The organism is Pseudomonas sp. PH1b, from assembly GCF_000633395.1.
Taxonomy (GTDB): domain Bacteria; phylum Pseudomonadota; class Gammaproteobacteria; order Pseudomonadales; family Pseudomonadaceae; genus Aquipseudomonas.
On record NZ_AYMU01000012.1, the window covers coordinates 42,469 to 63,633 of the forward strand.

Genomic DNA, 21,165 nt, shown 5'->3' on the forward strand with positions numbered 1-21,165 from the left:
GATCATGACGATGGGGCCCGATCATCATCGGCAACGCGCACATCCTATGGCCAAATATTCATTACGCAACGGTTGCTGGAAAATCGCCGGTTCGGTTCTCGCCATCAGGGCCCTGCCCCGCCACTAGAACAGTTCCTGCAGCGTGCGCTGCATGTCCGCGGCGCCGTCGACGGATGCCCCCTCACCTGCGCCCACCGGCGGCGCATTGTCACTCCTGAACACCTCCATCGCCGTGCGGGAAGAATCCGCACTGGCCGCCGTGCCGTCCTCCAGGTTGATGCGCCGGGTCACGATGCCAGCCGGCTCCGCCTGGGAATAAGGCGCCGTGCCCTCAAGCGCGGCCGTCATGAACTCCATCCAGATCGGCAGCGCGATGGTCACGCCCCATTCGCGCCGTCCCAGGCTCTGCGGTTGGTCGAAGCCGGCCCAGACGCTGGTGACGTTGTGGCCGTTGTAACCGGTGAACCAGGAGTCCTTGGCCTCGTTGGTGGTGCCGGTCTTGCCGCCGATGTCCGGGCGATGCATGGCCGCGGCGGCGCGGCCGGTGCCACGCTGGACCACGCCCTGCAGCAGGCTGGTGAGCAGGTAGGTGGTGCGGCTGTCGACGATCTGTTCCGCCGGTATCTCGGGGGCCGGCTGCTGCGGGGTGGGCGCCGCTGGCGGACGGGCCTGGAACAGGAGCGCGCCCTTGCGGTCTTCGATCCGTTCGATGAAGTACGGGCTGATCTTGTAGCCGCCGTTGGCGAAGGTACTCCAGCCGGCCACCACCTCCATGGGCGTGACCGAAGCGGTGCCCAGGGCCAGGGACAGGTTGTGGGGCAGGTCCTCGCGGTTGAAGCCGAAGCGCGCGATGTAGTCGATGGTCTTGTCCACTCCCATGGCTTGCAGCAGGCGGATGGAGACCATGTTGCGTGAACGGTTGAGGGCTTCGCGCAGGCGAATCGGCCCGAGGAAGGTGCGGTTCTCATTTTGCGGGCGCCACACCGGGCCGGCGTCGCCGCCGCCCACGACAATGGGCGCATCGTTGACCAGGCTCGCCGGGGTGTAGCCGCTGTCGAGGGCCGCGCAGTAGATGAAGGGCTTGAAGCTCGACCCGGGTTGACGCTTGGCCTGCAGCACCCGGTTGAAGCTGCTTTGCTGAAAATCAAAGCCCCCCACCAGCGCCTGGATCGCCCCGTCTTCCGGGGCGATCGATACCAGCGCGCCCTGGGCCCTGGGCACCTGGCTGAAGCTCAGCAACGAGTCGTTCTGCCGCTCGACGCGCACCACATCCCCGACCTTGACCACATCGGCCGGCCGCGCCGGCACGCGCCCCAGGGCGCTGTGGCCGAGGTAGGGACGCGCCCATTTCATGCTGCTCCAGGGCACGGAGTGTTGCTGGCCGCTGGCGTCCACCAGGCTGATGCTCTGTTCGAAGACCTGGGTCACCGCCATCGCCTGCAAGCCGCCATAGGCCGGATAACGCTTGAGTTGCTCGGGCCATTGATCGCTGACCTTGCCGGCAAAATGGCCTTCGGGGCCGCGGTAGCCGTGGCGCTTGTCGTAGGTCTTCAAGCCGTTGCGCAACGCCGAGGTGGCCGACGCCTGCAACTGGCTGGGCACCGTGGTCACCACCCGCAAGCCCAGGGTATAGGCCTCATCGCCAAAGCGCCGGAGCATGTCCGCCCTGGCCATTTCGGCGATATAGGGGGCATCGACCTCCGGCTCCGGAGCGTGGTAACTGGCATCGACGCCTTCCGCCAACGCGGCTTGGTAACGCTGCCGATCAATGCTGCCCAGCTCGTACATGCGCCCCAGGATCCAGTCGCGACGCTGCTGGGCCCGGGCCGGGTTATTGATCGGGTTGTAGCGCGATGGCGCCTTGGGCAGCCCGGCAATCATCGCCACCTGGGCCAGGCTCAGCTGCGCTACCGGTTTGCCGTAGTAGATGTTGGCCGCCGCCGCGATGCCGTAGGCGCGCTTGCCCAGGTAGATCTTGTTCACATACAGGTTGAAGATTTCCTCCTTGCTCAGGCTGCGCTCGATCTGCAGGGCCAGGAGGATCTCGGTCAGCTTGCGCGACAGGGTTCGCTCGCGGCTGAGGAAGAAGTTCTTCGCCACTTGCATGGTGATGGTGCTGCCCCCGGAGCGCACGTGGCCGCTCTTGAGCAGTTGCAGCGCAGCCCGCAGCAGGCCGACCGGGTCGACCCCGGCATGCTGATAGAAGTTGCCGTCCTCGGCGGCCATCAAGGCCGAGCGAAAATCCGGCGGAATGTCCGCGCTGGCAAGGGGTATGCGCCGCACCTCACCGAACTCGGCGATCAGCTTGCCATCCCGGCTGAAGACCTGCAGCGGCTCCTGCAGGTGCACGTCCTTGAGAGCCTCGACATCGGGCAGTTGGGGTTGCAGATAAAGGTAGGTGCCGCTGGCGGCGAGCAGCAGCACGCTGATCAGCGCCAGCAGGCTCCAGCCCAGATAGTGAATGACTCGCACCCGTAGTTTCCTCATTGAGCGTTTTTGAATTCGAACGCGGCGGGCCCTGAAGCCCTGGCCGGTGTCTTGCGCGCTACAGGCTGCAGCCTCGGGCCTGCCGCGTCAGCCCCACATGGACAACGCCTGCGCGGCTAGCTGGCATTCACCGTCAGCGGGCTGGGGTTGGGCTCCAGGGCCGCCGGTGCCGCGAACTGCGCTTTCAGCTGGCCACGGCTATCCAGCAGCCAGGCATCCATGACCTTGCGCACCACCGGACCGGCGACCCGGGCCCCGGCCTCGCCGTTCTCGATCATCACCGCCACCACGATGGCCGGATGCTCGGCCGGGGCGAAGCCGACAAACAGCGCGTTGTCCCGATGGCGTTCATGGGTCTTGTTGCGGTTGTAGCGTTCGCCCTGCTTGATCGCCACCACCTGCGCCGTGCCGCTCTTGCCGGCGATGCGGTACTGCGCGCCCCGGGCGGCAGCGCGGCCGACGCCACGGGGGTTGTGCATGACCATCTGCATGCCCTGGATCACCTGATCCCAGGTTCGCGCCTGTTTCAGCACGATGTTGGGCATCGGCTTGGGGTCCACCGGCGCCTGGCCGCCCACCGCCAGCGCCAGGTGCGGCCGGTGCCAGACGCCGCGGTTGGCGATCAGGCTGGTGGCCTGGGCCAGCTGCAGGGGCGTGACCTGCATGTAGCCCTGGCCGATGCCCAGAATCAGGGTTTCCCCGGGGTACCACTGTTGCCGGCGGGTGGCGCGTTTCCACTCCGGCGACGGCATCAACCCCGCCGCCTCTTCGAACAGGTCGATGGACACCTTTTGCCCCAGGCCGAATTCGCTGAGGTAGCTGTGCAGCCGCCTGACGCCCAGCTTGTGGGCCAGGTCATAGAAGTAGGTGTCATTGGAACGCATGATCGCGTCGTACATGTCCACCCAGCCTTCGCCACCGCGGTTCCAGTTGCGGTACTTGTGCTTGTAGTTGGGCAGCTCGAAGTAGCCGCGGTCGAACACCTGGCTGGTGGGGGTGATCACGCCGCTGTCCAGGCCGGCCACCACCACCATGGGCTTGATGGTCGAGCCCGGCGGATAGAGCCCGCGCAGCACCCGGTTGAACAGCGGCATGTCCTCCGAGTCGCGCAGGGCGGCGTAACCGGGCGCAGAGATGCCCTTGACGAAGGGGTTGGGGTCGAAGCTCGGCCGGCTGACCATGGCCAGCACCTGGCCGGTGGCCGGGTCCAGGGCCACCACGGCGCCGCGCCGGTCCCCCAGGGCCTCCTCTGCCGCACCTTGCAGCCGCACATCCAGGGTCAGGACGATGTCCTGCCCGGCAATCGGATTGTGCCGGCGCAACACCCGCATCACCCGGCCCTGGGCGTTGGTCTCGACCTCTTCAAAGCCCATCTGGCCATGCAGGGCGTCTTCGTAGAAACGCTCGATCCCGGTCTTGCCGATCAGTTGGCTGCGCAGGTATCGGGCCGGGTCGAGGCGCTTGTATTCCTGCTCGTTGATCCGCCCGACATAGCCCACCGAGTGGGCAAAATGCTCGCCCTGGGGGTACTGCCTGAGAAACTGCGCCTGGACCTCGACACCGGGCAGCAGGAACTGATTGACCGCCACCTGCGCGATCTGTTTTTCCGTCAGGTCCAGCATCAGCGTCACGGGCTCGAAGGCTCTTCTTGCGCGGCGCAGTTCTTTCTCGATCCTGCTGCGTTCGGCCTCGGGCAATTGCAGAATCCGCAGCAGATGGCCCATGACGGCACTGACATCCCCGGCGCGTTCGCGGGTCAGGGTCAAGTTGAAACTGGGTACGTTATCGGCCAGAACCACGTGGTTGCGGTCATAGATAAGCCCCCGCTCTGGCGGGATGAGCCTTAAGTGCACGCGGTTCTTTTCCGCCACCGCCACCTGGTAGTCATGTTGCGTCACTTGCAGGAAATAAAGCCTGACCACCAGTGCCCCTGTCAGCAGGATCACCAGCACGGCACTGGCCATTATTCGTTTGGAGACGATGGCATCTTCTGTTTGCTGGTGATTGAAGTTACTGATTTGCGGCATGGGCAACTCTTGCTGCATAGGCTTCAAATATCATCGGGAGCCACATTAGTGAGACGCAGAGCCTGCGACATGATCTTGCTGAACAACGGGGCGGATACCAGCCCGCCAAAAAAGCCGTGGTTCCTGGGGTTGTCCACCACCACCACGATCACCAACCTGGGGTTTGCCGCCGGGGCAAAGCCGGCAAACATGGCGCGGTAGGAGTGGGCCAGATAACCCTTGGCCCCCTGGCTGGTCTTTCTCGCGGTGCCGCTCTTTCCACCCACGTGATAGCCCGGAACCTTGGCCCGATAGATGCCCCGGGGGCCTTCAACCACCTGCACCAGCATGTCTTTCACGGTGTTGGCGACGCTGGCCGGCATCACCTGGACGCCCTTGGGCGCGGCAGAAACCCGCAGCAGCGAAGCGGGCACCCGGACACCGCCGTTGACCAGGGTGGCGTACGCCCTGGCCAGCTGTACCGCAGTAACGGACACCCCATAGCCGTAGGCCAGGGTTGCGGTTTCGGTGGGCCGCCACTCCCGGCGCAGGGGCAGCACCCCGCTCTGTTCACCGGGGAACCCGATGCCCGTGTCCTGGCCCAGGCCCACCCGCTGCAGCAGGTCATGAATCCGCGGCCCGCCGATATCGAAGGCCACCTGGCTGATGGCGACGTTGCTCGAACGCACCAGGATGCCGGTCAGGTCCAGGGTTTCGCCCGCGGTCCTGGAAGCATCGCGAATGGTGTATTGGCCGATCTGCAGGGTGCCGGTTGCCACATGCACCGTATCCGTCGGCTTCCAGCGCCGGCTTTCCAGCGCGGCGGCCACCGAGAATGGCTTGAGGGTTGAAGCCGGCTCGAATACATCGACCACCGCCCGATTGCGCATCATCGACGGCGTCAGCCGGGAGCGGTTGTTCGGGTTGTAGCTGGGCTGATTGGCCAGGGCCAGGATCTCGCCGGTGCGCACATCCATGATCACCACGCTGCCGGCATCCGCACCGTTGCTGGCAATGCCCTCGCGCAGCTCTCGATCGGCCACGTATTGCAGGCGCAGATCCACAGACAGCTCAAGCGTCTGCCCGGGCCTGGCCAGGCGTGCAACCCCCAGGTCCTCGATCAAGTGGCCGCGCCGATCCTTCAGTACCAGCTGCTTGCCATCGCGCCCGCGCAGCACATTCTCATAAGCCAGTTCGAGCCCTTCGCTGCCGCGGTTGTCGATATCGGTAAAGCCGATGATATGCGCCGTGGTTGCGCCCGCCGGATAAAACCTGCGGGACTCTTGCAGCGTGTAGACACCCGTGGCCTTGAGCGCCTGCACCGCCTGCATCATCTGCTCCGCCACCTGGGGAGCAACGCGCCGATGCAGGTAGGCAAACTCTTTCTGCGGGTTGCGCAGAATGATCGAACTCAAGCGGCTCTGTGGCACCTCAAGGGCCTGGGCCAATGCAGCCCAGTGGTCCTGCTGGCCCATCAACTCCCGGGGGTTGAGCCAGACCGTGGTCACCGGCGTGCTGACGGACAACGGCTGCCCATGGCGATCGGTGATCAAGCCTCGGTAGGCCGGGATAGCCACAGAGCGCAGGCTACGGGCATCGCCCTGCCTGATCAGAAACGCCTTGTCGGCGATCTGCAGTTGAATGATCCGGCCGCACACAATGGCGGCCATCACCCCCACCAGACCAACAGCCAGCCTGAAGCGCCATGGAGAACCCGACGCCGGGCCATGGGTTAAAGCCATAAGAGTAAAACCACTTTCCAGCCACTGACCTTTGATAGCGAAACAATGATGTTTCCCTGCGCTGGCCCTGCCAGCCATGAACTTATTCCGATAACCACGAGGGTGGCCTTATATCCAGCCGTTGCAGGACCTGCGAGTTGAGACTGCCGGTTAACGGAAGTTCGCAGTCCAACTGGAACAGAAAGATGGCCTCGGCGGTTTTCTCCCCCACCACACCATCTATTGTTCCCTGATAATAATTTCGCTCTGCCAAGGCCTGCTGCAACTTGCCCACAACTTCTTCGGCCAAAGGGCAAGCCGTGGCGGTTTCAAACAGGCAGGCAGAAAGTTCAAACGCCCAGGCAAAGAGCACCATGGCCGCAAGATATTTAACGTGGCGCGCCATACTTCAACCTCTGGCTTAAACCTTTGATCCCACAGCCAAGGCTTGTGCCGGCGCAGAAAAGACCGAACTGACTGGCACTCGCCAAGTATTGGCAACATCAGCAACGGCCCTGCAATTCGAGCCGCTGTTTGTTTAGGCAGGCCATTTTATGGCTGATACAATATAGATCAATGCGCCATTCAAGCTATCTGATATGAACCCTATTGATATCGAAAACATCGACCTGAATCTGCTCAGGGTTTTTGTCGCCCTGGTCGAAGAAGGCGGTGCCAGCCGGGCGGCGCTGCGGCTGGGGGTTACCCAGCCGGCGGTGAGTGCATCCCTCGCACGCTTGAGGGAGCTCTATGGCGACCCCTTGTTTGAACGCACGGGGCGCGGCCTGCGCCCGACCATGCGCGCAAACCAGCTGTACCCCCTGGTGGAAGAAGCCATCAACCGCTGCAGGCTGGCCCTGGCCATGGCCTCCGACGGCCAGCAAGTGAAGGGCCGCACCCTCACCATCGGCCTGTCCGATGACAGTGAAATAGCCCTGGGGCAGAAGATTCTTTCGATGGTGGAGGAGCGCCTGCCCGGCCTGCGCATCCTGTTCCGGCAAACCCACAGCGGCGTCGTGCAAGACATGCTGATGGGCCAGAAGATCGACATCGCCATCTCCGCCGGAGGCCTGTCCTCGCACCTGATTACCCGCATCAGGCTCGGCCGCGGCAACTACCTGGGCATCGCCGACGCCCAGAACTCCATCCCGCTGACCGCAGAAGACTACGCTCAGCGCCCGCACTTGCTGGTGTCGTCCGCAGGTTATGTCGGCATCGTCGACGAAGGGCTGAACAACGTCGGCCTGACCCGCACGATCAAGGCTTCGACCTCGCACTTCGCCGCCGTTCCCTTCCTGCTGGTGGGTTCGAAACTGATCACCACCGTGCCCACCCATGCCGCACACGCCATGCAACGGATCAGTTCACTGCAAACCTTCCCCTGCCCCGTGCCCATGCCTTCCTACGAACTGGAGATCGGCATGCGCGTGGGCAGCAAGCACGACAGCGCGCTGCAGATCGTCAAGTCACTGCTGCTGGATTCGATCAAGGAGGATTTCTTTCTGCAGTGAAGGGCTGGGGTTCACAAGCGCCTCAGAACAGACACTTTGCACTGCGCCCCTCATAACCCGAGGGCCGCATCCTGTACTCCCCAACCCCGCTGCCTGAAGGATCAGCCATGTCCATCACCAACCCAAGGGTCATCGATATCTGGGCAACCCCAAAACGCGAGCCCGACAGCGTGATCCTGATCATTACCGACCACCTCGAATGGGGCGGCAAGGCGGAGCAAGGCGAACACCTGCTCATGCTGCAAGAGAAAATCAACACCTACATCGCCTTCATCGAAAGTGGCGAGATCTACAGTGAAATCCCCGGCGCCTACGGCAAGTACCCGATCATCCGTGTCCTGGGGCTGTATGAACTCCCCGAGCAAGCCGAGTGTTTCATGGGCCGGGTTACAGAGACCCTCAATGAAGTAGGCATTGGCTTCGAGTTTGAGCTCAAGGCCGATGAAAGCATTCGCAGCCTGTAGCGCATGAGCTGGGCGGTTGCCGACCGAGCACAGCGTCAGGGTGCCTCATGCCGGCTTGATCAGCGTCTGGTTGAGGGCAATCACGTCCACATGTTCCTGAGGTGAGAAGTTCTCGATCAGGTCCTGCAGGTGCACATGCTCCAGCCCGTTCGCCGACATCTCGTGTGCCGCGTTGATCAGGAACACACCCAGCTCCCTGAGCGTGTCCGGCTCGGCGAGAATTGAAATCTCATCCAGCTGGATGCTCTGCTCGCTGCCGACGGCGGTTCCATGAAGGGTAAATTTTTTCAGCGTGCTCAAAGGTTGAATTCCTGCACTGGTCAGTCGCTTCTGCATCGAGACCACCGGCAGGATTTGACCAGTACCTGCTCGGGGCCCGAGTGCCTGCCTCTGCTCGAAAGCCACCGCCCAAATCGGCCGGCAAGTTCAGGGCGGAGCTATTCGAGATTGCTCCCTGGGGATTGCTCCCTGGCGATTGTTCCTCGCCGCCCATCATCGACTTCTTGAAATCAAGCCACTCATGTATTGATTCAAATCGCGAAAGTCCTGAACGCTCCAGGCGTGCGGCGCAATCTTTACCCCATTCTCGCGCAGCGTTCTTGGAATCAAGTCTCCGTTAGGGCGCAGTATGACCGATGAGACGATTACCCCTGGATAATCATTCAGCCGCTTCTTGAAAGCGGCAGTTGTCAGGTCCGGGGTTGGAGGATTGCTCTTATGAGCCAGTGGTCCGCTTGCCTTGATATCGGCTCCATGGCACACGGCACACCTCTGCACATAGAGATTCTTGCCATTGGCATTATCCGCGAAGGACAGTGTTGCTTGAGCCAGCGATAACAGCCCCAGCGCAGCGATGAGCAATATTCTTGTTTTCACTTTCCATACATCCTTGTTATATAGAGCCCACATCAAACGCGCCGAATTAGTACAGCTCCCCACTAACTCGACAACACCAGCACCGAGACTGTTCATCAGCAATGAGTTCACTTCGCGAGAGATGGACTTCAGCCCAAACGGAGTTTTACTTTAAATCTTTGCTTCACACAGCTGCCGTCAACTGTTTTCTTTAAACTAACACCCACTAATGGAGATCGTTAGAAGCCCGCCATTCTCCGTTGAGACGTTATTGCTTGCAAGGATCTCCTGCGGGACTAATGAATAAACTTGCCTTATAGCAACTGCCAAGCCCGCGCAGGAGACCCGGTGTCTTTATTCGCCCCTCCTGTACTTCGCCATCTAAGCAAGAGACACCTCGAAGCCCCCCCGTTCACAACTTGCGAAGAGCTCCCTCCCCCCTGATCGTCCAAGGCCGCCGTCGTGATCTTGATCTGCTGGCCCCGTTAACCACGATGGCGAACGCAGGCATTGAACCGTGGCTAACCCGGCCGGGATGCCAGGTTAGCCGCCACCGACCATGAATGGCCGGTGGCGGCAGCCCAGGGATCAAAGCCGGAGTGAGGGCATGCCTCGCGATGCGAGGCACCAAGTGGAGGGGCAGAAGCCTGTGGTTGCGTTGGGCTGGGCGACATTCCAGTGTTTCCAAAGTGACTCGCGGTCAGCGCCAACCCATAGAAGGCCGTTACCGCAGCACTGGAGATCTACCCCGACCTCCCAGCAAGAGCACCGCCCCAAGCAGCCATGACCGCAGCATCGGCTACGCCCCAAAGCCAACACTGCGCCCGCTACCGCAACGGCACATAAATATCCGTCAACCACTGCTCCAGCGGCGTCTGCGGATAAACACTCAGATACTCAAAAAACAACGGCTGATCCCGCAACTCCTCGCCACTGCCCGGCAGCCAATCGCGATAGATCGGATAGATGGATTCACCGATATGATCCGGCGACCCTACATGCCGCACCACCGCGCAGCGGCCCCCGGCAATGACCATCTCCCGAATATCCGACTCATTGGCCGCCACGGCTTGATGAATCTCCCCGCAGATGGCAAAGCGAAACTCCTGCGGCGGCGTGGTATCGGGATTGCCAAAGGGCACTCCAAAGCTGCGACTCGACGCCACCGGCGACTGCCCGCTCTGCATGCGCCAGTCGAGGAATCGGCGCACGCTTTCACCGACCAGCCCCGCAGGCCCACAGTGCTCCAGCGCTGCGACCCGAGTTTGGGCAAAGTCCACGATTCGTACTTGCATGATGATGCTCCTGGAAAAATGAGGGATAGCGAACACCGCATTCCAGACCTGCCAGTTCGGCTGCTTCCTGAACACGCTCGGCGTCATGCCGAACCCGCGCCTGAACGCCCTGGAGAATGCCTCGGGACTTTCGAAACCCGCACCCAGTGCGGCCTCCAGCACCGAGTAATCTGCCTGAGAGGCCAGGCGATGCGCCGCATCCCGTAACCGCATCAACTGCACATAACGGGACACAGGCACACCCACGAACGCCGTGAACTGCCGATGGAAATGAAACTCCGAGAAGTTCGCCACACGGCTCAAGGTTCTCACCGACAGATCGCCTTCGAGGTTCCCATCGATATAGGCGAGTACCGCGTTGAAGCGTTTCGCATAGGCGGCGTTGATCGACATGTCAGGCACTGGGCAAAGACTCCGGGAATTACGGTAGGCAAAGGATCGGCTATCCCGGCATGAGCACGCCTAGCCGCTCTTGCTCAAGGTGCACCCGGGTTGCCCGCGGCAGCCCCTCGGGTGCGCACATCCAGGCGATGAAAAAAATCTTCTCCTGTGCTTTTGCTGCTTTACCTGTCTACAACTTCATAGTTTAGGGTGCTACGCCCTACAACGAGGGAAAGGTCATGTATCGCATTTCCGAGCTGGCGCAAAAGGTCGGTCTAAGCCGTTCTACCCTGCTCTATTACGAAAAGCTGGGGCTGATTGCATCCCGGCGCCAGGCCAATGGCTACCGCGTCTATGCCGAGCATGACCTGCAACAGCTGAAGTTGCTGCAACAGCTTCAGGCCGGCGGGCTGACCTTGAAGGAGTGCCAGGCATGCCTGGACACCTGCATAGACCGCTCATTGCTGCTTCAACGCTTGCAGGCCCTGGACCAGGAGATTGCACACAAGCAGCAAGCCCGGGACCTGCTCGCCGCCATGCTGGGGCAAGCGTCCCTGCGCGGCTGGCATCAAGCCCTGGAGCACCAGGCCCCGGGCGCGCACCTGGCCTGGCTGCTGAAGCAGGGGTTCAACGAAAAGCAGGCATTGCGCCTGAAATGGTTATCCAAAGACATGAATGAGCACGACCATTACATGGCCGATTTCGAGCGCATCGTCGAGGGCCTGGAGCGCCTCGGGCCGGGGTCTGCCGAAGACAGGTTGCAGGCCCTGCACAGCCTGCCCGTGCTGCCACAGAGCCTGCTGGACATCGGCTGCGGCCGTGGCCCCAGCAGCTTGCTGCTGGCCAGGCACAGCCAGGGGCAGGTCACCGCCCTGGACAACGACCAATACAGCCTGGCCCAACTGCAGGCCGCCGCCACCGCCGAGGCCTTGGCGCAGCAGGTCCAGCCCCTGTGCGCGAGCATGAGCGAGCTGCCCTTTGCACCAGCTTCGTTCGATGCCATCTGGGCCGAGGGCAGCGCCTACATCATCGGCTTTGCCAACGCCTTGCAAGACTGGAGGCGGTTTATCAGGCCGCAGGGATTCCTGGTGATCAGCGACCTGATCTGGCTGACCCGGCAGCCCGCGCCGCAAGCCTCGGCGTTCTGGCACAGCAACTACCCGGACATGGCCACACTGGAGCGCCGAGTGGTGGACATCCACTCGCAGGGCTATCAGTTGCTGCACAGTTTTCCATTGAGCCGCCAAGCCTGGGACAACTACCTGGTGCCCCTGCGTGCGAAGGTCGTCGCACTGTCCGCTCAAGGCATGGGCTCCAGGGCCCTGGCAGACATCCAGGAGGAGCTGGAGATTCACGAGCGCTTCCTGGGCGACTACGGCTATCAGTTTTTCGTCCTGCAGAAAAACCCCGCCTAGCGCTGCCTTGGCCGGCAACCCATTGCACACCCCCGAACCACGGCGCGACAGCCACCTGACGCGGCTTGGGCCTTCGGCCTGAAAGGCCGCGCGCCATACCGTAAAAAGCCACCGCGCTGTTTCTCACTTGGCGCGGCCTGATCCATCCCTCATGAAGGAGTCAACGAGATGAACCTGACCATCCGCAACGAAAGCACCGAAGACATCGAGACCATCACTGAACTGACTGCCGCGGCGTTCGCCCAGCAAGCCCACTCCAGCCACACCGAGCACTTCATCGTCAACGCACTGCGCCGTGCCGGGCAATTGACCCTGTCCCTGGTGGCCGAAGAGCAGGGCACCCTGGTTGGGCATGTGGCGATTTCGCCGGTCACCCTGTCGGGCGGGGAAGTCGGCTGGTACGGGCTCGGGCCCATATCCGTGCGGCCGGACCGACAAGGCCAGGGCATCGGCTCAAGCCTGATGCGAGCCGCGCTGGCCGACTTGCAGAACCTTGGGGCCCAGGGCTGCGTGGTGCTGGGCGACCCTGGCTACTACCAACGCTTCGGCTTCCAAGCCTATGACGGTTTGCAGTTGCCCGGCGTGCCTCAAGGGTATTTCCAGACGTTGTCCTTCGGCGGTGCCTTGCCTGCAGGCACGGTGCACTACGCGGAATCCTTCGCCGCCAGCCAATAAGGCCTGAGGCGCCTGATTCAAGGGCCGCCCTGCCCCCTGGCCGAACTGTTCAGCGGGCGGCGACCGGACGCCGGGGGCGGTTCAATCCTGTGCTGCCGGCCGTCTCGCCCGGCGGCGCCTCAGCCGACTTCTGCAACCCTGCAATCAAAGTCTCGATAAAAAACCCCAGGCTCTGCGGCAGCACCCGCTTGGGCATGGTCAGCACCTGGATGTCCCGATCGCCCAGGCGCGGGTTGGACAGCGGCACCGACACCAGCCCATCCATGCCCTGCCCTTCGCCACTGATGGCGCTGGCAAAGGCCACCGTATCCGACTGGCGCACAAACTCATGCAGGGCCCCGGAAAAGTTGCAGGTCATCACCTGATCGAAGCTCAGGCCGTCCAGCTGGCACACCAGGTCCAGCAGTTGCCGCTGGGTGGTGCCCTTGGGCGTCAAGGCCACGGGAAACGCCTGTACCTGCTCCAACGACAGCACCCCAGCGTTGGCCAGTGGATGCCCCGCCCGCATCAGGGCGCGAATCGGCGAGCGGATCGAGTAGCACACATTTACCCCCTCCACCGGTTCGGTGCTGAAGGTCAGCCCGACATCCGCCTCGCCGCGGCGAATGCGCTGCACGCACTCGTGGGGCGAGATCACGTCCAGGCGGTACTCGGCTCCGGGCCGCAGGCGGTAATGCTCCAGCAGCACCCGCGGCAGGAAATACCGCGACAGGCCCTCGGTGGATACCAGGCGGATCACCTTGGCTCCCGGGTAACCCTCGCCGCGCAGCTCGGCCAGGATGTTCTCCTGCTCCAGCCAGGTACGCCGGGCATGTTCGGCCAGGGCCTCGCCGGCAGCGGTGAGTTGCATGCCCCGCGGACGCCGCTCGAACAGCGCCACGCCAACGCTCTCTTCCAGCAGGGCGATCTGCCGGCTCACCGCGCTGGGGGCGATGTGCAAACGCTCCCCTGCGGCGGCCAGGGAGCCGGCATCGATCACCGCCAGAAAATACCGATAGTCCATCTGCGTCTCCTTGCAGGCATCCAATTTTTAGAATCATGCCTTCAAAAAACAGCAATATACAGATGCCTTGGCCAACTCCACCATGGGCCCGTTCCCCTTGCCCGACCGGAGTTGCAATGACCAAGCAAGCTGCCCTGACTGGCGTGCGCCAGTACCTGGACGACGGCCACTTTGAACAGGACCTGCGGCGCCGGGTGGCGTTTCGCAGTGACAGCCAGGACCCGGCCCACGCCAGCGAGCTGCCGCGCTATTTGCTGGAAGAAATCCAGCCACTGCTGCAGCGCCTGGGCTTCGACTGCCAACTGCTGGCCAACCCCGAGGCCGGTGGGCCGTTCCTGATTGCCACGCGCCTGGAAGACCCGGCGCTGCACACGGTGCTCAGCTACGGCCACGGCGACGTGGTGCCGGGTTACGCCGAACAGTGGCGCGCCGGCCTGAATCCCTGGCAACTGACCCTGGAGGGCGAGCGCTGGTACGGCCGTGGCACCGCCGACAACAAGGGCCAGCACAGCATCAACCTGGCGGCCCTGGAGCAGGTGCTCAAGGCCCGCAACGGGCGCCTGGGTTTCAACCTCAAGCTGCTGTTCGAAATGGGCGAGGAAGCCGGTTCCCCGGGGCTGCGCCAACTGTGCCAGGAGCAGCGCGAACTGCTGCGGGCCGATGTGTTCATCGCCTCCGACGGCCCACGGCTGAATCAGGCGCGGCCGACGCTGTTCCTCGGCTCCCGGGGCTCGGCGCAGTTCCGCCTGGAGCTCAACACCCGGGACAAAGGCCTGCACTCGGGCAACTGGGGCGGGGTCATGAGCAACCCCGGCGTGGTGCTGGCCAACGCCCTGGCCAGCCTGGTGGACCAGCACGGCCGCATCCGCTGCCGCGAACTGCTGCCGGCGCACATTCCCGACAATGTGCGCGCCGCCATCGCCGACCTGGAGATTGATCGCGACTCCCTGGGCCGGCCCCTGGACGAAAACTGGGGCGAACCGGGGCTGACCCTGGGCGAGCGCCTGTTCGCCTGGAACACCCTGGAGATTCTCGCCTTCAGCACCGGCAACCCGCAAAAACCGGTGAACGCGATCCCACCCCGGGCCGTGGCCTTCTGCCAACTGCGCTTTGTTCTCGGCACCCCCTGGCAGCAGCTGGAAAGCCTGCTGCGGGCGCACCTGGACCGCGAAGGTTTCCACCAGGTCGAGATCATCATGGAGCGCTGCTCCCCGGCCACCCGCCTGGACCCGGACAACCCCTGGGTCCGGTTCGCCAAAACCTCGATTGCAGGCAGCAGTGCGCAGCGCCTGGCGCTGTTGCCGAACCTGGCGGGCACCCTGCCCAACGACATCTTTGCCGAAGTGCTGGGGCTGCCGACCCTGTGGATTCCCCACTCCTACCCCGGCTGCTCGCAGCACGCCCCGGACGAACACCTGCTGCTGCCGGTGATTCGTGAAGGCCTGGAGATCATGACGGCCCTGTTCTGGGACCTGGGGGACCTGCCCCGGGCCTGAGGCCATCGCTTACCCCGCTCGACTCTGGTCGAGCACCTGTCGCTCAAAATCCAACAATAAGCAGGAGCGTCTCGTATGACAGAGTTAGCCGCCACCTCGACCGCGATCCGGGTCGAACCCAAGGCCCTGTGGAAACCCATAGGCGCCGCCCTGATCGGCAACACCCTGGAGTGGTTCGACCTGTCGATCTACGCCTACTTCGCCCTGACCATCAGCCAGGTGTTCTTTCCCACGGCCGACCCGACCTTTTCCCTGCTGCTGGCCTTTGCCACCTTCGGCATCTCGTTCCTGATCCGCCCCCTGGGCGCGGCAGTGCTGGGCTCCTACGCCGACCGCCGGGGCCGCAAGAAGGCCCTGACCCTGTCGATCCTGATCATGCTGGCGGGCACCCTGCTGATCGCCATCATGCCCAGCTACGCCACCCTGGGCATCGCCGCGCCGATCGGCATTCTTGTGGCCCGGCTGCTGCAGGGCTTCTCCGCCGGTGGCGAGTTCGGCACCTCCACCGCCTTCATGCTCGAACACGCGCCGCCGCGCACCCGGCACTTTGTCGCCAGCCTGCAGTTCGCCAGCCAGGGTTTTGGCGTGGTCATCGCCTCGACCTTCGGCTACTTCCTGACCAAGCACCTCGATCCCCAGCAGATGCTCGACTGGGGCTGGCGCGTACCGTTCTTCTTCGGCCTGCTGCTGGGCCCGGTGGGCCTGTACATCCGCCGCACGGTGGACGAGTCGCCGGACTTCAAGGCCAGCGAACCAGGGGAGCGCCCATTGCGCGAAGTGCTGGTGACCCAGAAGACCCTGCTGTTGATCGCCATGGGCACCCTGGTGGTGTCCACCGCCTCGAACTACATGATCCAGTACATGCCGTCCTACGCTGCCACCAGCCTGAACATCGCCCAGTCCTCGGGCTTTCTGGCGACCCTCACCGGCGGCCTGATCCTGACCCTAGTCACGCCCATCGTCGGCTACCTGTCCGGCCATATCGGGCGCCTGAAAATCATGCTGGCAGCCGCGGTGGTCTACGCCGTGGCGATCCTGCCGGCGTTCTTCTGGCTCAACAGCCGCCCCAGCGCCAGCTCCCTGCTGTTGGTGGTGGCGATGATGGCCCTGATCAAGGCGGTGTACTTCGCCCCGTTGCCGTCGCTGATGGCGGACATCTTCCCGGTGCGCACCCGGGTCACCGGCATGTCCCTGAGCTACAACCTCGGCGTCACGATCTTCGGTGGTTTTGCCCCGGTGATCGCCACCGGACTGATTGCTCTGAGCGGCTCGCAACTGGCGCCGAGTTTCTACCTGATGCTGGCGGCAGCGTTGAGCGTCGCAGCCCTGTTGATGGCGCGCAAAAAACTTGGAATGACCTGAGAGAGGGCCAAGCCAAACTCCGTGTAGGAGCCGGCTTGCCGGCGAACAGGCCCTTGGGCTTTGCAGCGTCTGGGCGGACGCCTTCGCTGGCAAGCCAGCTCCTACAGCAGGCAGATAGTCCGCGCCGTTCCCCGTAGGAGCCGGCTTGCCGGCGAACAGGCCCTTGGGCCTTGCATCGTCTGGGCGGACGCCTTCGCTGGCAAGCCAGCTCCTACAGCAGGCAGATGGTCCGTGCAGATCCCTGTAGGAGCCGGCTTGCCGGCGAACAGGCCCTTGGGCCTTGCAGCGTCTGGGTGGGCGCCTTCGCTGGCAAGCCAGCTCCTACTGGACCGGCAAGAAATTCATCAGCAACAAGCTCTGCGCATAATTGAGCCCCACCCGACGGTAGCGCTCGTCGAGCATATGCGTCAGTAGATCCAGGCGCGCGACGATCTTGCCGAACTCCACGGCAAAACTCAGGTTGCTGCCCTCTTCGGAAATCTCGTTGGAGAACAGCAACAGTACGCCGTTGGCATCCTGGCGTTGGCTCAGCAGCCAGGTGGCCTTTTCGATGTTGCGCGCGGCGTTGCTGACAAATTGCGGGTCGATGCTGTCGGTCATGTAGAACTCGGTCCGCCCGCCATGGGCCGTCACCAGCATGCTGCCAATGGCATAGATAAAGGCCCCGACCCGATCGCCCTGGAACTCCGGGCTCAGGGAATAACTCAGGGCCGCCAGGTCGCGGCGATCCCCCAGGGCCGGTAGCGGCTGGCGCTGTTCAATGGCATTGCGGATCTGCCGCTGGGCCGTGGTGCCATCGGGATAGCCCGACTTGCGCCACTGGCTGGGGTTGCGCAGGTAGAGCTTGCTCATCAGCAGGTACAGGCTCTGCAGGTTGTCGCGCATGCCGATGGTGGCCATGCGGTCGACGCTGGTCTGGAAGAATTCGTCAGGCTTGCCTTCACGAAACTGTTTGGCGATGTCGCGCCCTTGCTGCTGGGTGCAGGCGCTGGCGCTGAGTATCAGCAGCCCTGCCAGCAGCAGGCGCTGAAAGCGGGTTTGCATCATGCAAGAAGAGGGAGCGTAGGCCATCGGCACCGGGTCAGGATTCACGGGCTGCGGCGGGGATCGGCGCGGCCAGGCCTGGTGATAGAACGCAAAACTGTAAAAAAGTGCGATGACCGCTGGCGGCCATCGCCAAATCGCTCGTTTACGAGCGTCGCAACTGACCGGGGGAAACAATGATCTTGACGTTGTGCTCCTTGTTGTTGACCAGCTCTTCGAAGCCCTGGCCAACGATCTCTTCCAGCTGAATGCGCCCAGTCACCAGGGGTGAGATATCCAGGCGGCCATCGGCGATAAAGGCGATCACATCGGCGAACTCACCGTTGTAGGCCAGGGCCCCCAGCACCTGTTTCTCGGTGGCCACCAGCTCGAAGAAGTTGAACTCGCTGGGCTCTTCGAAGATCCCCACCAGCACGCACTTGCCGGCCTTGCGGATCAGGTCGATGGCCAGCTTGGCGGTGTGCTTGTTGCCGATGCATTCAAAGCTGACATCGGCCCCCAGCCCGCCGGTCAGGCGCTTGACCTCGGCCAGGGCGTCGCACTCCTTGGGATCGAGCACGTGGGTCGCGCCGACTTCCAGGGCCTTGGCCTTGCGTGCGCCGGACATTTCCAGGGCGATCACCTGGGCCGCACCGGCGGCCTTGGCGCACATGATGGTGCACAGGCCGATGGTGCCGGCACCGACCACCACCACGTTCTGCCCCAGCAGGCTGCCGGCCTTTTTCACCGCGTGCATGCCCACCGCCAGCGGCTCGATCAGCGCTCCGGCCTCGGCGGGAAAGTTGGCCGGCAAGGCGTACAGCAGGTTGGCCGGGACGTTGACCAATTCGGCGAAGGCGCCGTTGTTCATCAGCCCGGTAAAGGCCAGGTTTTCACAGATGTTGTACAGGCCGTGGGTGCAGTAGTAGCAGGTGCCGCAGTGCTGGCAGGCGTCGGCGGCCACTGGCTGGCCGACGCTGAAACCCTGGACCCCTTCGCCCAGGGCGACTATCTCGCCGCAGAACTCGTGGCCGAGGATGCACTGGCCCTTGATCCCGGTCAGCGGGTGCGGTGCGTCCACCGGAATGAACACCGGCCCGGCCACGTACTCGTGCAGGTCAGAGCCGCAGATGCCGCACCAGTCGACGCGGATCTGCACCCAGCCGGCAGGCGGCGCGTCGGGCAGCGGTACGTCTTCGACGCGGATATCGTGGCGGCCGTGCCAGACCGCGGCACGCATGCTGGGAACCGGCTTGAGGGAAACACTCATCTTGGCTTCTCCTTATTCTTGTAGAGATGCGACGGCCCCCTGGCCGCCGCAGAACACCTCAGTGCTGCTGGATAAAGTCGAGGATCAGGCGGTTGACCTGCTCCGCCGCTTCCATCTGCAGCATGTGCCCCTGCCCCGGTAGCACCTCGATCTGCGCCTTGAGATCGGCGCTGTGGCTCACCGGGATGATCCGGTCATCGCTGCCCCAGATCACCAGCACCGGCTGCGGCCCGTCCTGCACCACCGGGCGCAGGTCGGCCTGCTGGCGGCCGTCGGCGAAGAGGTTGCTAGCAAGCTGCCCGAGGGCCGCCTGCACCCCTTCCAGGCGCTTGTACTTGAGCATGTCGTCGAGCATCTGCCGGTTCACCAGCTCGGCATTGCAGAACAGCTGCACCAGCTGCGGCTTGAGGGCATTGCGGTTGCTGGCCTCGACAAAGCCTTGCAGGTAGTCGCCGTTGATCTCGCGGCCCAGCCCGGCGCTGCCGATCAGGGTCAGGGAACGCACGCGGTCTGGCGCCAGCCGCGCGGTGTTGAGGGACACCGCGCCGCCCATGGAGTGGCCCACCAGATGGGCCACGGGAATCTCCAGGTGATCCAGCAGCGCCAGCAGCACTTCGCTCAACTCGTCCAGGTCACCCCGTTGCAGGGCCTTGGTCGACTCGCCGTGGCCCGGCAGGTCCAGGGCGATCACCCGGCGCCCGACGGCCAGGGCTTCGTGGTTGAACAGCCAGTTGTTGAGGTCACCGCCAAAGCCGTGCACCAGCAGCACTGGCGTGGCGCCTTCACCGCGCTCGAAATAACGGATCAGCCGGCCGCCGATTTCCACCTTCTGCGGCGCCGGGCCGCTGTCTTCGTCGGCGCTGTCGCCGGGCACGAAGCTGGCCTGGAACTGCTCGATCACCGCGTCGATCTCGGCGTCGCTGGCCTCGCCATCGACCACGATGCCCAGCAGCGCGCCCACCGCCAGGGTCTCGTCCTGACGGGCGATCTGCCGGCGCAGGATGCCGGAGAACGGCGCCTCGACGCTGCTGGAGATCTTGTCGGTCTCCACGTCCAGCACTTCATCGCCCTTGCTGATGCTCTGGCCTTCTTCCTTGAGCCAGGCATCGACCCGGCCCTCGGTCATCGACAGGCCCCACTTGGGCATGGTCAGGGTATGGATCTGGCTCATCAGCGGCTCCACTCGATCACGTTGAGCACGGCTTTCTCGATCTTCGCCGCGTCAGGGATGTACAGGTCTTCCAGGGCGTCGGAGAACGGCACTGGCGTATGGGGCGCGGTGACCATTTCGATCGGCGCCTTGAGGGCGGCGAAGGCTTTCTGCGCCACCAGCGCCGAGATGTCGGTGGCCATGGAGCAGCGCGGGTTGGCTTCGTCGATCACCACCAGGCGCCCGGTCTTCTCCACGCTTTCCAGGATGCTGTCTTCGTCCAGGGGGCTGGTGGTGCGCAGGTCGATCACCTCGCAGTCGATGCCGCGCGCGGACAGCGCGCGGGCCGCCTCCAGGGCGGTGTTCACCGTGCGCCCGTAGGACACCAGGGTCACGTCCTTGCCGTCGCGCAGGAAGTTGGCCTCGCCGAAGGGAATCACGTAGGACTCTTCCGGCACTTCGCCCTGCAGGCTGTAGAGCAGCTTGTGCTCGCAGAAGATCACCGGGTCGTTGTCGCGGATCGCCTGGATCAGCAGGCCCTTGGCGTCGTAGGGCGACGACGGGCAAACCACTTTCAGCCCGGGGATGTGGGTCCACAGCGAGGTGAGCATCTGCGAGTGCTGGGCCGCGGCGCGCAGGCCGGCGCCGACCATGGTGCGGATCACCAGCGGGGTCTGGGCCTTGCCGCCGAACATGTAGCGAAACTTCGCCGCCTGGTTGAGGATCTGGTCCAGGCAGCAGCCGGCGAAGTCGACGAACATCAGCTCGCACACCGGGCGCACGCCACGGGTGGCGGCGCCGACTGCGGCGCCGACGTAGCCGATCTCCGACAACGGGGTGTCCAGCACCCGCCCGGGGAATTGATGGTAGAGGCCCTTGGTCACCCCGAGCACGCCGCCCCAGGCGTCGTTGTCGCCGGGGGCGCCGGCACCGCCGGCCACGTCTTCCCCCATGATGAACACGCTGGGGTCGCGCCGCATTTCCTGGGCCAGGGCTTCGTTGATGGCCTGCTGGTAACTGATTTTTCTCGCCATGATGGTGGTCTCTTGTT

General features: G+C 63.7%; 18 protein-coding genes. 6 read left to right on the forward strand and 12 right to left on the reverse strand.

Translation table 11 applies throughout. The annotated features are described in order from the left end of the window. Positions 1–123: 123 nt before the first annotated feature. From U873_RS0120865 to U873_RS0120880, 4 genes are all read right to left on the reverse strand, one after another. The gene (locus U873_RS0120865) at positions 124–2,487 is read right to left on the reverse strand and encodes a penicillin-binding protein 1A (RefSeq protein WP_029978541.1); all 2,364 of its coding nucleotides are present in this window, start codon (positions 2,485–2,487) and stop codon (positions 124–126) included. 116 nt (positions 2,488–2,603) lie between these two features. Then, a complete protein-coding gene (gene mrdA, locus U873_RS0120870; protein WP_025130090.1) occupies positions 2,604–4,514 on the reverse strand; it encodes a penicillin-binding protein 2 in 1,911 nt (636 codons plus the stop codon). Positions 4,515–4,537: 23 nt separating this feature from the next. Beyond that, positions 4,538–6,163, reverse strand: coding sequence for a peptidoglycan D,D-transpeptidase FtsI family protein (locus tag U873_RS34475; RefSeq protein WP_371261326.1), 1,626 nt, complete (start codon positions 6,161–6,163; stop codon positions 4,538–4,540). Between the two features lie 154 nt (positions 6,164–6,317). Next, positions 6,318–6,620, reverse strand: coding sequence for a peptidoglycan-binding protein (locus U873_RS0120880; RefSeq protein ID WP_025130091.1), 303 nt, complete (start codon positions 6,618–6,620; stop codon positions 6,318–6,320). A 193-nt stretch (positions 6,621–6,813) separates the two neighbouring features. Here U873_RS0120880 and U873_RS0120885 point away from each other — a divergent pair, with 193 nt between their 5' ends. Then, a complete protein-coding gene (locus tag U873_RS0120885) occupies positions 6,814–7,725 on the forward strand; it encodes a LysR family transcriptional regulator (RefSeq protein WP_025130092.1) in 912 nt (303 codons plus the stop codon). Positions 7,726–7,832: 107 nt separating this feature from the next. Continuing rightward, positions 7,833–8,189, forward strand: coding sequence for a DUF6572 domain-containing protein (locus U873_RS0120890; protein ID WP_025130093.1), 357 nt, complete (start codon positions 7,833–7,835; stop codon positions 8,187–8,189). 45 nt (positions 8,190–8,234) lie between these two features. Here U873_RS0120890 and U873_RS0120895 read toward each other — a convergent pair whose 3' ends face one another. The 3 genes from U873_RS0120895 to U873_RS0120900 form a co-directional block, all read right to left on the reverse strand. Then, positions 8,235–8,525, reverse strand: coding sequence for a hypothetical protein (locus U873_RS0120895; RefSeq protein ID WP_157838113.1), 291 nt, complete (start codon positions 8,523–8,525; stop codon positions 8,235–8,237). 156 nt (positions 8,526–8,681) lie between these two features. Then, positions 8,682–9,098, reverse strand: coding sequence for a cytochrome c (locus U873_RS35375; RefSeq protein ID WP_115658635.1), 417 nt, complete (start codon positions 9,096–9,098; stop codon positions 8,682–8,684). A 773-nt stretch (positions 9,099–9,871) separates the two neighbouring features. After that, positions 9,872–10,732, reverse strand: a complete 861-nt coding sequence (locus tag U873_RS0120900) for a GyrI-like domain-containing protein (protein WP_371261327.1) — start codon at positions 10,730–10,732, stop codon at positions 9,872–9,874. A gap of 227 nt (positions 10,733–10,959) precedes the next feature. Here U873_RS0120900 and U873_RS0120905 point away from each other — a divergent pair, with 227 nt between their 5' ends. Then, positions 10,960–12,135: a MerR family transcriptional regulator gene (locus U873_RS0120905; RefSeq protein ID WP_025130096.1), complete on the forward strand. Its 1,176-nt coding sequence runs from the start codon at positions 10,960–10,962 to the stop codon at positions 12,133–12,135. Between the two features lie 168 nt (positions 12,136–12,303). Then, entirely contained in the window at positions 12,304–12,810 is a 507-nt protein-coding gene (locus U873_RS0120910; RefSeq protein WP_025130097.1) for a GNAT family N-acetyltransferase, read from the forward strand. Positions 12,811–12,859: 49 nt separating this feature from the next. On the opposite strand, the gene U873_RS0120915 is transcribed toward U873_RS0120910, so the two are convergent. Next, complete coding sequence (locus U873_RS0120915) at positions 12,860–13,813, reverse strand: LysR family transcriptional regulator (protein ID WP_025130098.1); 954 nt, start codon at positions 13,811–13,813, stop codon at positions 12,860–12,862. A gap of 116 nt (positions 13,814–13,929) precedes the next feature. Here U873_RS0120915 and U873_RS0120920 point away from each other — a divergent pair, with 116 nt between their 5' ends. Together U873_RS0120920 and U873_RS0120925 are read left to right on the forward strand one after the other, a co-directional pair. Continuing rightward, positions 13,930–15,309 (forward strand): M20 family metallopeptidase, encoded by a 1,380-nt coding sequence (locus tag U873_RS0120920; protein WP_025130099.1) that lies wholly within the window; start codon positions 13,930–13,932, stop codon positions 15,307–15,309. A 75-nt stretch (positions 15,310–15,384) separates the two neighbouring features. Continuing rightward, a complete protein-coding gene (locus U873_RS0120925; protein WP_025130100.1) occupies positions 15,385–16,671 on the forward strand; it encodes an MFS transporter in 1,287 nt (428 codons plus the stop codon). A 321-nt stretch (positions 16,672–16,992) separates the two neighbouring features. On the opposite strand, the gene U873_RS0120930 is transcribed toward U873_RS0120925, so the two are convergent. From U873_RS0120930 to U873_RS0120945, 4 genes are all read right to left on the reverse strand, one after another. Beyond that, positions 16,993–17,718: a hypothetical protein gene (locus U873_RS0120930; RefSeq protein ID WP_029978543.1), complete on the reverse strand. Its 726-nt coding sequence runs from the start codon at positions 17,716–17,718 to the stop codon at positions 16,993–16,995. 142 nt (positions 17,719–17,860) lie between these two features. Beyond that, entirely contained in the window at positions 17,861–18,934 is a 1,074-nt protein-coding gene (locus U873_RS0120935) for a 2,3-butanediol dehydrogenase (RefSeq protein WP_256244682.1), read from the reverse strand. 88 nt (positions 18,935–19,022) lie between these two features. After that, positions 19,023–20,135 carry an acetoin dehydrogenase dihydrolipoyllysine-residue acetyltransferase subunit gene (locus U873_RS0120940; RefSeq protein ID WP_025130103.1) on the reverse strand — a complete coding sequence of 371 codons (1,113 nt, stop codon included), beginning with the start codon at positions 20,133–20,135 and terminating at the stop codon, positions 19,023–19,025. After that, positions 20,135–21,148 carry an alpha-ketoacid dehydrogenase subunit beta gene (locus tag U873_RS0120945; RefSeq protein WP_025130104.1) on the reverse strand — a complete coding sequence of 338 codons (1,014 nt, stop codon included), beginning with the start codon at positions 21,146–21,148 and terminating at the stop codon, positions 20,135–20,137. The genes U873_RS0120940 and U873_RS0120945 overlap by 1 nt, the downstream gene beginning before the upstream one ends. Between the last annotated feature and the right edge of the window lie 17 nt (positions 21,149–21,165).